Below are 13,408 nucleotides of genomic sequence, written 5' to 3'. Positions count from 1 at the left end.
AAAGTTGTGTGGATTCAATAGGACAAAGGCTGGGCAATTTGACCCAGCTTTTTTTATTTGCGTTTAGCTATGAATAGTCTGTCGGCTCCGCAAAACAGTATCCTGTGTTTTAATTGGTTTTTAATTTCGCATTAAAGTTATATTCATCTCTCCTATTCAACTTTGCAGCGGTAATATTAAATTCTCTGTCCGGTAAAAGGCATCACTCGTGTTGGAATAAAATTTTTCAGAGTTTTTATATTACAGAATTTATTGACTAACTTAAAAATTTAATATAACCATGCCAAACGAGATGAGAGTTTTAGTAGTTGAAGATGAGCCAAAATTAGCCGAATTTGTAAAAAAAGGTCTTGAAGAAAACGCCTGTAATGTAGATATAGCTTATGACGGACAAATCGGCAGAAATATGGCACTCAGTAATCCATACGACGTATTAGTTCTTGATGTAAATTTGCCTAAAATAAATGGTTTCGATCTGGCTCAACAGTTAAGACAGGAGCAATTATCCACCCCGATTCTTATGCTTACCGCTATGGGTAGCATTAATGATAAACTGGTAGGATTCGGAGCAGGCGCTGACGATTATCTGGTAAAGCCGTTTGAATTCAGAGAACTATTAGTGCGGCTGAGAGCACTGCAACGCCGGTCAAGCGACATGATGCCTCAGCAAAATGTACTAAAAATTGCAGATCTTGAACTTGATTTAAACGAAAAGGTTGCCAGACGCAGCCAGCAAACCATAGATTTAACAGCCCGTGAATTTGCCTTGCTTGAGTACCTGATGCGCAACAGAGGCCGGGTGGTTTCGAGAGTTGATATTGCTGAAAAAGTGTGGGACATCCATTTTGACACCGGTACCAATACAATTGATGTTTATATTAATTTCTTGCGCAAAAAAATTGATAAGGATTTCACCGTTAAGCTCATTCATACAGTAGTGGGAATGGGATATATTCTGAAAGAAGATTAAATACGTATAATGAAAATTATAGACAGACAGCCTCTTCGTGCCTCATTAATTGTTTCAATCTTATTTGGGGCTTTTTCGATAGTCATCTATAATTTTTACGCAGACTTCCGTCAGAAAGAATTCCTCAAGATTCTTAAACAAAATGCCATTTCGCGTGAGCGTCTGTTAGCAGACAGTACCAGCCTCACACCTGAAATTCTTGAACGGATCGAAATCAATTCTGAATTCAGAATGACCGGAGAAGCCAACGGTATCTATACCCTGGACGGCAGGACTATTTATGCTTCACCTACCGAACAACAGCTCTCAACTGCCCTTTTAAAGAAAGTACTGAAAAAAAAAGAAGTGGCTGTAGACAGTCTGGACTCAGACCGGATTCTCTTTATATATGAAGTACCAGAAACTCGCCAGAAAGTAATCTTATCGGCAACTGCCATTGATGATTTTGGCTATGCAAAACAGGAAAGACTGAGAGATTTACTGATTGTTGGCACTTTCATAGCCATTATTGTTATTGTTTTGATGATGCGCTTTTTTGTAAAGCGTGATGTGAAGCCCATCGGCCAGATAGCTGACCGGATGGAATTAATAACTGCGCATGATTCCAACCAGCGCTTACCGGAAGCCGATCTGAACGATGAAGTAGGCCAGATGGCCCGTACTTTCAATGATTTGCTTGACCGGCTCGAATTTGCCTATACGCAGCAAAGAAACTTTGTCTCTTATGTAACGCACGAACTCCGCACCCCCCTCACCATTATGCAGGGACAGGCAGAAGTTGCCCTGATGAAACGCCGGACCAGTGAAGAATACCGGCAGGCGCTTGACTCGGTAAAAGCCGAAGTACAGGATATGATTAAGCTGGTAAATGAGTTGCTTGAACTGGTGAGAGCCAATGCTGATGCGCATCTGGTAGATATGCGGGAAGTGAGAGTTGATGACCTATTGTGGCAGGCAAGAGGACAATTGATTCAGAAAAAACCTCATTATGAAATAAATATTGGTTTTGAAGAAGTACCGGAATCTGAGGACATCACTGTGATGGGCAATGCAGCACTTTTGAAAATGGCGTTTATGAATATCATGGAAAATGCCTGTAAATATAGCCTTGAACCTTCGTGTCAGACGCTTATTCATACAAGCAAAAAAGAACTAGAAATACGCTTTACCGACCACGGAACGGGTATTCCGGAAGAAGACCTGGAACATATATTCAAACCTTTTTATCGTTCTGTCAATACGCATGATGTCTCGGGTCATGGTATCGGGCTGCCACTTACCAAAAGAATCGTAGAAATCCATCGCGGAAAAATATCAATTGAGTCAGAAGTAGGAAACGGTTCCACAATTATCATTATATTGCCAACAATTGAATAGCAATATACTTTAAATGAAACTTCTGATTCTGGCGGGGGGCATGTCGTCCCGAATGAAAAAGGCTCTGGCCTCTGATACTTCACTTGACACCAAACTCATTGAACAAGCTAACACTTTACCCAAATGCATGATAGGATTGGGGAAAAACGGCCGGCCGTTTCTCGATTATGTATTATACAATGCATCAAAAGCAGGTATAAAAGAGGTTATTCTGTTGTTAAATCCTAAAGATACAGTTACCCAGGCTCACTATGAGAATCTGACAAAAGCAGATAATAATTGGGGGCTCGACATTAAGTTTGCCCGTCAGCATATACCCGAAAACAGAGAAAAACCATTAGGTACCAGTGATGCTATCGAACAGGCGCTGGCTCAACACCCCTCATGGGCTGAAAGCCGCTTTATAGCCTGCAACGGAGACAACCTATACCCGGTTAAGGCTTTTCAGCTGTTATCAGAAGATGCGCATCCAAATGCCATGCTCGACTGGGACTCTGCCGGAAATACCGTTGAACGGACACGCAACTGTGCCATCATTAAAAAAGATGAAGAAGGTTTTCTGATTGACTTACTTGAAAAACCCACTGATGCCGAATGGGAAGAAATTGTGCGCACCATGCCACGCATTGGTATAAGCTGGAATATCTTTGCCTTTACTGCAAAACACCTTTTGCCATTTCTGCAAAAAACGCCTTTGCATCCGGTTCGTAATGAAAAAGAGATTCCGGTTACAGTCAGGTTGTGGGCAAACGAAACACCCAAAAGCATTTATACTATTCCGATATCAGAAGTATTGCCTGATCTGACCAGTAAAGATGATATTGCTGATATACAGACCATTCTGGAAAACCAGTACGGAGATTTCTAATCCTCTTTTTCAACAACCAGATTTTTAGTAGGATCAATCACAAACCATAGCATAGAGGCAACAATCAGGCAGCCTGCTATCAGAAATAGCGGGTAATTGAAATTAGCTGTCTTCTGAACAATAATGCCGAAGATGATGGTGATGAAAAACCCACCTAGCTGTCCGGCAAAATTCATTGCTCCGGCTACAGTTCCTGAATATTGCTTACCAATATCTACACAGACTGCAAAAGCCACAGGAAGGGTAAAGTCTTTTAACAAAACGCATAAAGCCAATAAATAACCAGCCAATTCATTGTCCGTCGTAAGGCCTGAAGCTAAAAAACAGATGCTTGAACTCCCCAGACCCAATACTCCAACGATTCTGCGGCCTAGTTTCAATCCAAATCTCTTGCTTAACAAATCACTTGCAAAACCACCTGCCAGACACCCGACAGCCCCCAGAAAATAAGATAACGATACAAAGTTTTTTGCCTGCTCTTCGGTCATGTGTCGGCCTTCCTGAAAATAAGTAGACGACCAGTTGGTGAAGAAATAAGAAGCATAAAAAAACAAATGACACATGAGCATTAAAACCCATACGTTCCGGTTTTTAATCACAATTTTCCAGTCAATTTTATGATCTGATGTCATCTTTTTCCGGTTAGTCTCAATTTCTTCTACTTCATCTGCACTGATCCCCGGCATTTCGGCAGGTGTATCTCTAAACCAGAAGTACCAGATTATCGCCCACACTGCACCAACTGCTCCTAATATAAAAAAGGCCATGCGCCAACCGGCTGCATGTACCAATGGTATTACTAATAATGGTGTTAAAGCCCCTCCTAATCTACCCGCTGCCCATATAACCGATTGAGCTCTCCCTACTTCTACCGACGGAAACCATTTCGAAATCACAATAGATGCGTTTGGAAAAGCTCCGGCCTCACCTGCACCGAATAGGAATCTGACAATCAGCAAATACAAAAAATTAAAGGCAGAACCTGTCAATGCCGTAAAGCCCGACCACCATAAGACTACTCTCGTTAAAACTTTCCTAGGGCCAATCCTATCACCTAAAATACCGGTGGGCAATTCAAACAATGCATAGGAAAGAGAAAAAGCACCCAACACATACCCAAACGATTCGTTGTCCAGACCCAAATCTGATTTCACATACTTACTCACCACATTCATACAGACTCTGTCGAGGTAGGTAATAATAGAAAGAAGAAACAAACCAAAGAGAACCCGGTAGCGAACTTTCATAGAAATTTGGTGAGAGTAGTAAATTTAAGCTCAGTAAATATAGAAAAAATAATGATTACTGCCTATTTTTGGGTACTTATTCACCTCCTATCCAAGTAACATGTTTAAAACCGCTTTAGCTGCTAAGCGAGTGCTTACCGGCTTAATATTATTGTTCTGTTTTACAGTTCACTCAACGTCTGCCCAACAAGATACCACCATTGTTATTAAAGTATTAGGAGGACTGCAGTTCGATTTACCCCGTTTTTCAGTACGCCCCAACACCAGAGTAACCATTACGCTGGACAATCATGACGACATGGCGCATAACCTGGTAGTTACCCAACCCGGTGCCCGCCTGAAAGTGGTTGATGAAGCCCTGAAACTGGCCGATAGAGGTGCCAAAATGGATTACGTACCTAACTCACCTCTGGTTATTGCCAATACTAAAATACTCGAACCCGGTCGTTTAGAAAGCATTAGCTTTCTGGTGGGCAAAGAGGGCATTTATCCTTATGTATGTACCTACCCCGGGCATGGATACGTGATGTACGGTGCCATGTATGTAACCAACAAGCCGCTGCCACCTCTTGAAAAAGATCTGAATGTACCCGAAGGGCAGCGACAAAAAACAACGATGCCAGCCAGCCATGCGGGTCATCAGATGGCGGCACCTTCACCTCATCCTTATCCGCTCAAATATCCGATGCATTACCGCACATTCATGCCAGACTGTAGCCCTGCGGCTATTGCCGTTGCTTTGAGTGAAACCGAATCCTATTGCTTCGATGCCGGAAAATGCTATCTAAGATATGCCTGGTCGGGTGGATTTGTAGATAACAGCGAGCAGTGGAAAGGCAATGGCAGCAAACTGACTAAAATTGTGGGCGATGTTTACTGGAGAGATAAAACGGGTTTCCCATTAAGAGTAAGTACTACAGATGCCATTCCCGAAGTTCACTTCAAAGGTTATTCTTTTGTTAACCGTATTCCTACGTTTCGCTACTTCATTAATAACATAGAAGTAAAAGAAACCCTGAAACTGCTCCCGAATAATGCCGGATTACGCAGAACATTCACTTTTAAAAATAACACTAAGTCTCTTCTTTTTGTGACCCAAACAGACGATGGCATTACCTACCAGAGTTCGGTCGGTAAATTTAAAGATGGAATATTGAAGATTCCTGCAGGTACCCAAACAGTAACCATAACCATGAAGAAGTAACATGAAAATATTAAGATATATAGCCCTATTTGCGGTATGCTTGTTTTATTCTGAAGTTTCAACGGCGCAAAATAGTATGCTGAAAGATTCAGCTGCGAACTATTATACGGTTGAAAACATTCCATTGCCTGACGGACTGATTGCCGAAACAGGTGCCATTGGCTTTATGCCCGATGGCCGTTTCATTGCCTGTTTCCACCGAGGCGAAATCATGACCTATAACCTGAAAACCAAAAAGTGGAAACTGTTTGCCGAAGGCCTGCACGATCCATTAGGTATTCTGGTGATTAATAATCGTGAGATTCTGATTATGCAACGCCCCGAACTAACCCGGATAAGAGATACAGACGGCGACGGCGTGGCAGATGATTATCAGACCGTAACCGATGATTTTGGTATGTCTGGTAACTACCATGAATTTGCCTTTGGCCCCGTTGCCGATAAACAGGGTAATTTATACATAGCTCTCAACCTTGCTTCAAATGGCGCCGGAATCAGACCTGAAATCAGAGGCAAGTATGATTCGCTGTCTCGTCCCGGGCGCATGTACTCGTGTGTACCCTATAGAGGATGGATCATGAAACTGACCAAAGACGGCAAGCTACATCCTTACGCAGTTGGTTTTCGTTCACCCAATACAATGGGATTTGATGCGCAGGGCAGACTATTCGTATCCGACAACCAGGGTGACTGGCTGGGAACCAGCAAGTTGTTTCATGTAGAAGAAGGTAAGTTTTACGGGCATCCGGCCGGCTTAATCTGGAAAGAAGATTTTCCGAGAGTAGTTCCTATTACATTGCCTGTAGCAAAACTGGATAGCATGCGTACTAAAGAATCCATACAATTTCCGCACGGCTACTTTGCGAACTCCCCTACTCAACCCATCTGGGATAATACCAAAGGGAAATTCGGGCCATTTGCAGGACAAATGCTTGTGGGAGACATGGACCATAAATATGTAATGCGTACACTTCTGGAAGAAGTAGGCGGAGCCTTACAAGGCGCTTGCATACCTATGAACTTCGGCTCAAAAATGAGAATCGGTAACAACAGGCTTGTTTTTGCATCGGATGGTAGCTTGTGGGTGGGCCAAAACGACCACGGCTGGGCAGGTGCAAGGGGTATACAGCGAATCAGCTGGAAAGGTAAAACACATCTGGATGTGATGTCTATGAACCTCACTAAAACCGGATTTGATTTAACTTTCACACTTCCATTAAATGCAGAAGCAGCAAAAGAAATAACTAATTACAAGTTCAGACGTTATTATTATGAGTATCATCAGGCGTATGGCTCCAAGCAGTTCGATTTGCAGGAGGTACCGGTGAAATCAATTACACTCTCGGCAGACCGCAAAAAAGTATCGATTGAACTGGCCGAAATGAAAGCAGGATATGTATATGAATTGCGCACCGGAGATATAAAAACCGACGACGAAAGATATCTGTTCAATAATCTGATTTGCTATACATTGAACAAATTGCTGTAATTAGAGTTGAACCATTAATCTATTTAGGATATTTAGCAGGCTGATTACTGACCGATGTCATATTCACAGACGGCGTTATGACCGAATTTTGCACCCATAAAAGTTCATAATCCTAAAATGGCAACAATTATTTCAGCAGAAAGAGCCCTTGAATTTATTCAATCGGGCGATAAAATATATGTTCACAGCGTAGCTGCAGCTCCGCAGCATTTATTACAGCAGTTGGTTAAACGCTCGGGCGAATTACAACATGTAGAGCTTTATCACTTGCACACTGAGGGAGAAACACCTTATACCCGGCCGGAGTATGAAGGTATTTTTCATACCAATGCGTTTTTTATCGGTAAAAACGTAAGAAAAGCAATTGCCGAGGGAAGAGGAAGCTATATTCCTGTATTTTTGTCAGAAATCCCTCGGCTTTTTCGTCAGAATATCATCAATCTCAACATAGCTCTGATTTCTGTTTCCCCGCCTGATAAAAACGGATTCTGCTCATTAGGTACTTCATTAGATGCCACGTTGGCTGCGCTGGAATCGGCAGATATTGTGATTGCTCAAGCCAATAAGTATGTCCCGCGTACATGGGGAGATAGTCAGATTCATATCAGTAAGATTAATTATCTGGTTCCTTTTGACGAACAACTACCAACCGTAACATGGAGCAAACCAACCGATATTGAACAGCAAATAGGTAATAACGTCGCCTCACTGGTTGAAGATGGCGCTACCCTGCAAATGGGTATCGGTAATATTCCTAACGCTGTACTAGCCGCTTTGGACAACCACAAAGATTTAGGCATACATACTGAAATGTTTTCAGATGGACTTATTCCGCTGATTGAAAAAGGAGTGGTTACGGGTAAGTACAAGAAAAAACATACGGGCAAAGTGGTAACTACCTTTTTATACGGTTCAGAGCAGCTTTATAAATTTGTAGACGATAATCCGCTGATTAGCATGCTTCCGGTTGATTATGTCAATGATACCTCTATCATTCGTCAAAATCCGAAAGTAACTGCTATCAACAGTGCCATAGAAATAGACATCACAGGCCAGATTTGTGCCGATAGCATCGGGTATCAGATGTATTCTGGCGTAGGCGGACAAATGGATTTTATCAGAGGAGCGGCACTGTCGCAAGGCGGTAAAGCTATTATTGCTTTACCCGCAGCCACAAAAAATTGCGAATCAAAAATTGTAACACACTTGAAAGAAGGTGCCGGGGTAGTTACTACCAGAGCCCACGTGCATTATGTAGTGACTGAATATGGAATCGCTTACCTGTATGGCAAAAATCTGGTTGAGCGCGCCAAAGAATTGATAAAAGTGGCGCATCCTGACCATAGAGAACAATTAGAAAAAGAAGCCTTTGAACGATTCAAACACCAGTCTTCACAAGGTACTTATACCTATATGTAATTGTTTTTGGTTTCATTTTTGTTAATTTTAAGCGTCTTAAATAACAAAAATGAAACCATTACTCTTTCTTTCAGCACTGTTACTCAGTTTTTCCTCCTTTTCTCAGGAAACATTCAAACTGGTTAATCCTTCTTCTGTGGCTACACCCCGCGGATATTCTCAGGTAGCACAGATAGACCTCGGGAATGCCACCATGCTACTCATTTCAGGTCAGGTGCCACTCGACAAACAGGGTAATCTGGTTGGTAAAGACGATTTTGCCAAACAAACCGAACAGACTTTTATCAATATCAGAAACATTATAGAAGAAGCCGGGGGTAACATCAATCACCTGGCAAAACTGACCTATTTCATCAGAGACGTTAGCAAAATTCAGGTTATCAGAGATACCCGGGATAAATTCATCAATGTCAAAAATCCTCCGGCAAGTACTTTAGTTGAAGTCAGCCGATTGTATAGGGATGATGTCTTGATAGAAATAGAAGCGACTGCCATAATCCCTAAAAATTAAGTTTTCCCGGCCATAATTTTTTCTTATTTTCGGCAAAACAAATAAACCTATCCTTTACAAATATGCGTGAGGTGCAATCACTTATTGATTCTATTGTTGATGCCCGGGCTAAATATCTGCTTGAAGTAAACACCCTGACTCCGCATCAGACAACCCATAAAATATCAGACGAAATCTGGAATGCCATTGAAATAACAGAGCATCTGTATTGGGCTGAACAAAACGGGCTGGTAGCTATTTATAAAACGATTCAGGCCAAATCCGAAGGAAAATCAGTCTGGGAAGGAGAACATATCAATAAAGGTTTGCCCATTGAAACCATTATTGAACGCACATGGAAACCCAAAGAAATAGTCCCGGCCAGTGCTGCACCAAGATTGGGAGGGCCGATTGATTTATGGTCAGCCAATCTGCAAAGTCTGGACATCCCATTAAAAGCACTTGCTGATAAACTTACGGATAAAGATTTGGATGTTATCACTTTTCCTCATCCTATTTCGGGCTCTTTTGATATCCGTCAGCGACTGGATTTCCTTAGATTTCATTTAAACCGACACAGAGCGCAAGTATTAGCATTGAAGCTCAATTAGTTCAAATACTCAACCCACAAAGTAACTTATCATGAAAAAAATCTTACTATTTATCTTTTCAATAGTTGTTATGTCTTCCTGCGTTAATAAAGGCGAAGATATTCCTCTTGTAACCCCAACAAAATTTGAAACAGGCGAAACCTATGTTTATGATTACGGCGACGCCAGATATGAAGTGAAGATACTGACTGACAGCACCTTAAACTGGCAATGTGTATTCGGAGAAGAGAAAGGCAGACAGGAAACTGACCGGTTTCATCAGAAAGAACTGGAAGGTAACAATTTGTTTATTACCTGGGCAGAAGCAGACGGTATTGGTGTAAGCCAGCTCATTGACTTTAATAAAAATACAGTGAAATCTTATCTGCTCATTGACAAAAAAATTGAGTTGGCTGAAGCCAAAATAAGCAAAAAGTAGAAAACAACATGATTTTCAGGAAAGCCGTAAGAAGCGATGTTCCGTTTATTGTACAAATGCTGGCCAATGATAAACTGGGTATGCTAAGAGAGAATTATCAGGACCTTTTACCGCAAAATACTACGAGGCATTTGAAAACATCAATACTGACCCTAATCAGGAACTGATAGTAGAAGAGAAAGGTGGAGAATTGATTGGTACGCTGCAACTGAGTTTTATCCAATATTTAACCTATCAGGGTGGTGTGAGAGCACAAATAGAGGCCGTACGGATTCGCGATGATGTAAGAGGTGAAGGAATCGGCCGACAGATGTTTGAATGGGCCATTGATAGAGCCAGGGAAAGAAAAGCGCATATTCTGCAACTGACTACAGACAAAAGCCGCCCTGAAGCCTTGCATTTCTATGAAAAGCTTGGTTTCAAGGCGACTCACGAAGGAATGAAACTTCATCTTTAGAACGTTGATTGACGACAAGATGAAATTGATTATTTCTAATTCTTTTTATCTAAAATAATCCAGCGATTCAGCGTATTATGTGGCATCTCCAGAACCACCTTATAAAATGAAGAATTATATTGACTTACATCGATAGTAGCTTTTTCTGCACTAACCGGCACTTTTTTCACCTGCAAATAGCTATCTGTTTTTCCGGTCTTGAAATCATTAGTGGTGCTCAACCATATCTTGGCGGCACCTTTTTTATCAATGGCTTTCCAGCTTAAATCTATTTTTCCATCTTTAAAAGTTGCAGCAGGTTGCACGGCAGATACCTTTCCGGTGAGTGTCACGCCATCCACCTCAAATAATCGTTCCCGGGGCAAAGTCAAGTCCATGAAAGAAGCAATGGAAGGCATAATGTCAACAATGCCCGGTTGGTATTGCTTGAAATACGGATTCAGATTTTTGGCATTGGTAACAATCCAGGTTCCTCTTTCCCTGTCCGACTGCCCTCCGTGGTTTTTACCCGTTTTGGCATCACGACCGTGGTCAGTCGTTATATAGATTACCCAGTCTTCCTTAAAATTTTTCTGTCTGTACTGTATCGCCTGCCATACACGCCCTACCTGCTTATCCATTTGCTCAATGGCCGAATAAAACTGAGGGCTGTCTCCAAATTGATGGCCCATGTCGTCAGTAAATTCCAGATACACCCATGTTAAATCCGGAGCATCAGTTCTGATAGATTGCGCAGCAGCATCGGCTATTTTCTCATCGATCAGATTAATATACTTGCTGTCTTTGGCATGCGGATAATTAACTGTATCCAGTTCCAGCCCATCCAGATGATAATTGGTCATGATGTTGCCGGTTTGGGGCAGGTCTTCGCCAACCAGCTTGGTGCGGTTATCTAACCAGGTAGAAAAAACGGCAGTTTTCTTTTTGGGATATTGCTCTTTCAGGAATCTGAAGATGGTCCAGTAGTTATAATTAGGAGCCTTTATGTCGTTGCCCCATACATTGTGCTTGTTAACCCAGGTACCTGTCAGCAAGCTGTTATAGCCTACAGCTGAAATAGTCGGTGTTTGCGAATAGGCTTTTTTTTCACCCCCCACATAGGCACGTGCATACCCGCCGATTGCTGCGATAGAGTCCAGATGAGGCTTGTTTATTTTTTCAATCACATCGGCCGGAATCCCATCCACAATAACAAATACGGCTTTTTTCGCAGTTTGTGCTATACTGCTGAAAGCACTACAGAAAATAAAACAAGAAATAAGGATTTTTTTCATCTGGCAGTAATAAGTTGTACGTTAAGAGTTACAAAGATAATCAAACAGTACTGCCGTTTGTTTGAGCAAGTATGAAATATATATTAAATATAAGCGGCGTACTATAATCGCTCAAAAACAAATTCATTGTTTTCAAAATACGATAAAACCAGCCTGGTATCAGAAATCGACTTCACTTTGACCAATGATCCCTGCAAAGATGACATACACATGGCTCTGATTCTTACATCGCCATTTTCAAGTTCATATTTTCCCATTCCACAGCCTAAAAAAGCATGCTCAGCAGGAATCGTTCCTTTATAGTATTCGTTGAATTGTCCTTTATTAGAAAACTCCACAAATACATATTTGTTATCAGGAACCGTTATATTATTACAAGATTTATCTCCGGATGGCTTACAATAAGTCACCAGTTTCCATTTTCCGACAATCTCACTTTCAGGAGTAGTATCGGTATCTTTACAGGCAAAAAGGGAGCAAAAGAGCAGACAAATCAAAACATTCTTCATAAAACCCGGTAGTTAAAGTTGATTATGCTATACAATATTACTTAATTTATTCTGACAAACAAGTCGTTTTTCAAATCCTAAATTGAGACAAACCGTTTTCTTCTATTTATACTGTACTATATATATTTAAATTGAAGCCACGCAATTGTAAATCAAAGATGTTCGATAAATTTATCACAAACAGATAGACAACAGAAATAAATCTTAACCAAAGACCAATAACTTATTAAATGCCCGTGTTATCTGATAAAACCCACATTATGCGAAATACTACATTCTTTTTTGCTTTCCTTTCTTCTTTAATTACCACCGCACAAATCGATTTTGCCAAACCTTTTAAAGATTGCCAGATTGAGGGTAGTACAACAATCTATGATTACAAAAACAAAAAATGGCTGTTCAACAATAAGGCAGATGCTACATTTGAAACGCAACCAGCTTCCACTTTCAAAGTGATTAATTTGCTGATAGCTCTGGAAACCGGAGTCATTAAAGATGAAAACGAGGTAGTTAAATGGGTAGGTAAAACAGATACCACCCTTTACGGTTATCGCCCTGATATCTACAAAGACATGACCGTGAAGGAAGCCTTTGAGGTATCGGCAGGCTGGGTTTTTATTGAACTGGCAAAGAAAATCGGTAAGGAACGATATCAGAAATATCTGAAATTGTGCCGTTATGGGAATCAGAATCTGTCGCATCAAGACGACGACTTCTGGAATTTTGGCCCTTTTGCTATTTCTGCCGCCAATCAGGTTGAATTTTTAATAAAAGTTTATGAAGAAAAGCTACCTTTCTCAAAAAGAAATATGGAGATTCTCAAAAAAGTAATGATTACTGAAAAAACTGACAACTACAGCATCAGATCAAAAACCGGATGGACCCGGGTTGAAGGAAATGACATCGGCTGGTGGGTAGGCTATGTAGAACGGGCTGATAATGTATATTTTTTTGCTACGCGAATCATAAAAAAGCGTAGTACTGTCAATCCGAACTTCAGCCAATGCCGTAAAGAAATCACAAAAAATATACTGAGGCAATTAAAAGCTCTTGATTAATTACTGAATTCGATAAG

Annotated in this window: 15 protein-coding genes; 12 read left to right on the top strand and 3 right to left on the bottom strand. The window is 41.1% G+C overall.

The window, feature by feature from the left end; translation table 11 throughout:
* The first annotated feature begins 292 nt into the window (after positions 1-292).
* From AC1RRY_RS07010 to AC1RRY_RS07000, 3 genes are read left to right on the top strand one after another with little or no spacing between them, the layout of a single operon-like run.
* Positions 293-970: a response regulator transcription factor gene (locus AC1RRY_RS07010; RefSeq protein WP_492817044.1), complete on the top strand. Its 678-nt coding sequence runs from the start codon at positions 293-295 to the stop codon at positions 968-970.
* Between the two features lie 9 nt (positions 971-979).
* Complete coding sequence (locus AC1RRY_RS07005; protein ID WP_492817046.1) at positions 980-2,347, top strand: sensor histidine kinase; 1,368 nt, start codon at positions 980-982, stop codon at positions 2,345-2,347.
* Between the two features lie 13 nt (positions 2,348-2,360).
* A complete protein-coding gene (locus AC1RRY_RS07000) occupies positions 2,361-3,215 on the top strand; it encodes a sugar phosphate nucleotidyltransferase (protein ID WP_492817048.1) in 855 nt (284 codons plus the stop codon).
* On the opposite strand, the gene AC1RRY_RS06995 is transcribed toward AC1RRY_RS07000, so the two are convergent.
* Positions 3,212-4,462 (bottom strand): MFS transporter, encoded by a 1,251-nt coding sequence (locus AC1RRY_RS06995; protein ID WP_492817050.1) that lies wholly within the window; start codon positions 4,460-4,462, stop codon positions 3,212-3,214. The two genes, AC1RRY_RS07000 and AC1RRY_RS06995, sit on opposite strands and share 4 nt — an antisense overlap.
* Positions 4,463-4,562: 100 nt before the next feature.
* On the opposite strand from AC1RRY_RS06995, the gene AC1RRY_RS06990 reads away from it, so the two are divergent.
* From AC1RRY_RS06990 to AC1RRY_RS06955, 8 genes are all read left to right on the top strand, one after another.
* A complete protein-coding gene (locus tag AC1RRY_RS06990) occupies positions 4,563-5,666 on the top strand; it encodes a plastocyanin/azurin family copper-binding protein (RefSeq protein WP_492817052.1) in 1,104 nt (367 codons plus the stop codon).
* Between the two features lies 1 nt (position 5,667).
* Positions 5,668-7,155: a DUF7133 domain-containing protein gene (locus AC1RRY_RS06985; RefSeq protein WP_492887555.1), complete on the top strand. Its 1,488-nt coding sequence runs from the start codon at positions 5,668-5,670 to the stop codon at positions 7,153-7,155.
* Between the two features lie 117 nt (positions 7,156-7,272).
* The gene (locus AC1RRY_RS06980; RefSeq protein ID WP_492817056.1) at positions 7,273-8,574 is read left to right on the top strand and encodes an acetyl-CoA hydrolase/transferase family protein; all 1,302 of its coding nucleotides are present in this window, start codon (positions 7,273-7,275) and stop codon (positions 8,572-8,574) included.
* A 49-nt stretch (positions 8,575-8,623) separates the two neighbouring features.
* Positions 8,624-9,085, top strand: a complete 462-nt coding sequence (locus AC1RRY_RS06975) for a RidA family protein (protein WP_492817058.1) — start codon at positions 8,624-8,626, stop codon at positions 9,083-9,085.
* Positions 9,086-9,147: 62 nt separating this feature from the next.
* A complete protein-coding gene (locus AC1RRY_RS06970) occupies positions 9,148-9,675 on the top strand; it encodes a DinB family protein (protein WP_492817060.1) in 528 nt (175 codons plus the stop codon).
* 31 nt (positions 9,676-9,706) lie between these two features.
* Entirely contained in the window at positions 9,707-10,093 is a 387-nt protein-coding gene (locus AC1RRY_RS06965; protein ID WP_492817062.1) for a MoaF-related domain-containing protein, read from the top strand.
* Between the two features lie 8 nt (positions 10,094-10,101).
* On the top strand, positions 10,102-10,260 hold the full coding sequence (locus AC1RRY_RS06960; RefSeq protein WP_492817064.1) for a hypothetical protein: 159 nt from the start codon (positions 10,102-10,104) through the stop codon (positions 10,258-10,260).
* Complete coding sequence (locus AC1RRY_RS06955; protein WP_492819263.1) at positions 10,233-10,550, top strand: GNAT family N-acetyltransferase; 318 nt, start codon at positions 10,233-10,235, stop codon at positions 10,548-10,550. Before AC1RRY_RS06960 ends, AC1RRY_RS06955 begins: the two co-directional genes overlap by 28 nt.
* Before the next feature lie 35 nt (positions 10,551-10,585).
* On the opposite strand, the gene AC1RRY_RS06950 is transcribed toward AC1RRY_RS06955, so the two are convergent.
* Both AC1RRY_RS06950 and AC1RRY_RS06945 read right to left on the bottom strand, forming a co-directional pair.
* On the bottom strand, positions 10,586-11,824 hold the full coding sequence (locus AC1RRY_RS06950) for an alkaline phosphatase family protein (RefSeq protein WP_492817066.1): 1,239 nt from the start codon (positions 11,822-11,824) through the stop codon (positions 10,586-10,588).
* Positions 11,825-11,925: 101 nt separating this feature from the next.
* Positions 11,926-12,333 carry a lipocalin-like domain-containing protein gene (locus tag AC1RRY_RS06945; protein WP_492817068.1) on the bottom strand — a complete coding sequence of 136 codons (408 nt, stop codon included), beginning with the start codon at positions 12,331-12,333 and terminating at the stop codon, positions 11,926-11,928.
* 260 nt (positions 12,334-12,593) lie between these two features.
* Here AC1RRY_RS06945 and AC1RRY_RS06940 point away from each other — a divergent pair, with 260 nt between their 5' ends.
* Positions 12,594-13,391, top strand: a complete 798-nt coding sequence (locus AC1RRY_RS06940; protein WP_492817070.1) for a penicillin-binding transpeptidase domain-containing protein — start codon at positions 12,594-12,596, stop codon at positions 13,389-13,391.
* Positions 13,392-13,408 lie beyond the last annotated feature (17 nt).

Source organism: Emticicia sp. GW821-FHT11C11, from assembly GCF_058808615.1.
The sequence above is the reverse complement of the archived record's forward strand: the minus strand, read 5'-3'. Positions and strand labels throughout refer to the sequence as shown.

Coding starts and splice junctions, on each gene's coding strand:
- AC1RRY_RS07010 (WP_492817044.1), top strand. CDS start 293: ATGAGAGTTTTAGTAGTTGAAGATGAGCCAAAATTAGCCGAATTTGTA.
- AC1RRY_RS07005 (WP_492817046.1), top strand. CDS start 980: ATGAAAATTATAGACAGACAGCCTCTTCGTGCCTCATTAATTGTTTCA.
- AC1RRY_RS07000 (WP_492817048.1), top strand. CDS start 2,361: ATGAAACTTCTGATTCTGGCGGGGGGCATGTCGTCCCGAATGAAAAAG.
- AC1RRY_RS06995 (WP_492817050.1), bottom strand. CDS start 4,462: ATGAAAGTTCGCTACCGGGTTCTCTTTGGTTTGTTTCTTCTTTCTATT.
- AC1RRY_RS06990 (WP_492817052.1), top strand. CDS start 4,563: ATGTTTAAAACCGCTTTAGCTGCTAAGCGAGTGCTTACCGGCTTAATA.
- AC1RRY_RS06985 (WP_492887555.1), top strand. CDS start 5,668: ATGAAAATATTAAGATATATAGCCCTATTTGCGGTATGCTTGTTTTAT.
- AC1RRY_RS06980 (WP_492817056.1), top strand. CDS start 7,273: ATGGCAACAATTATTTCAGCAGAAAGAGCCCTTGAATTTATTCAATCG.
- AC1RRY_RS06975 (WP_492817058.1), top strand. CDS start 8,624: ATGAAACCATTACTCTTTCTTTCAGCACTGTTACTCAGTTTTTCCTCC.
- AC1RRY_RS06970 (WP_492817060.1), top strand. CDS start 9,148: ATGCGTGAGGTGCAATCACTTATTGATTCTATTGTTGATGCCCGGGCT.
- AC1RRY_RS06965 (WP_492817062.1), top strand. CDS start 9,707: ATGAAAAAAATCTTACTATTTATCTTTTCAATAGTTGTTATGTCTTCC.
- AC1RRY_RS06960 (WP_492817064.1), top strand. CDS start 10,102: ATGATTTTCAGGAAAGCCGTAAGAAGCGATGTTCCGTTTATTGTACAA.
- AC1RRY_RS06950 (WP_492817066.1), bottom strand. CDS start 11,824: ATGAAAAAAATCCTTATTTCTTGTTTTATTTTCTGTAGTGCTTTCAGC.
- AC1RRY_RS06945 (WP_492817068.1), bottom strand. CDS start 12,333: ATGAAGAATGTTTTGATTTGTCTGCTCTTTTGCTCCCTTTTTGCCTGT.
- AC1RRY_RS06940 (WP_492817070.1), top strand. CDS start 12,594: ATGCGAAATACTACATTCTTTTTTGCTTTCCTTTCTTCTTTAATTACC.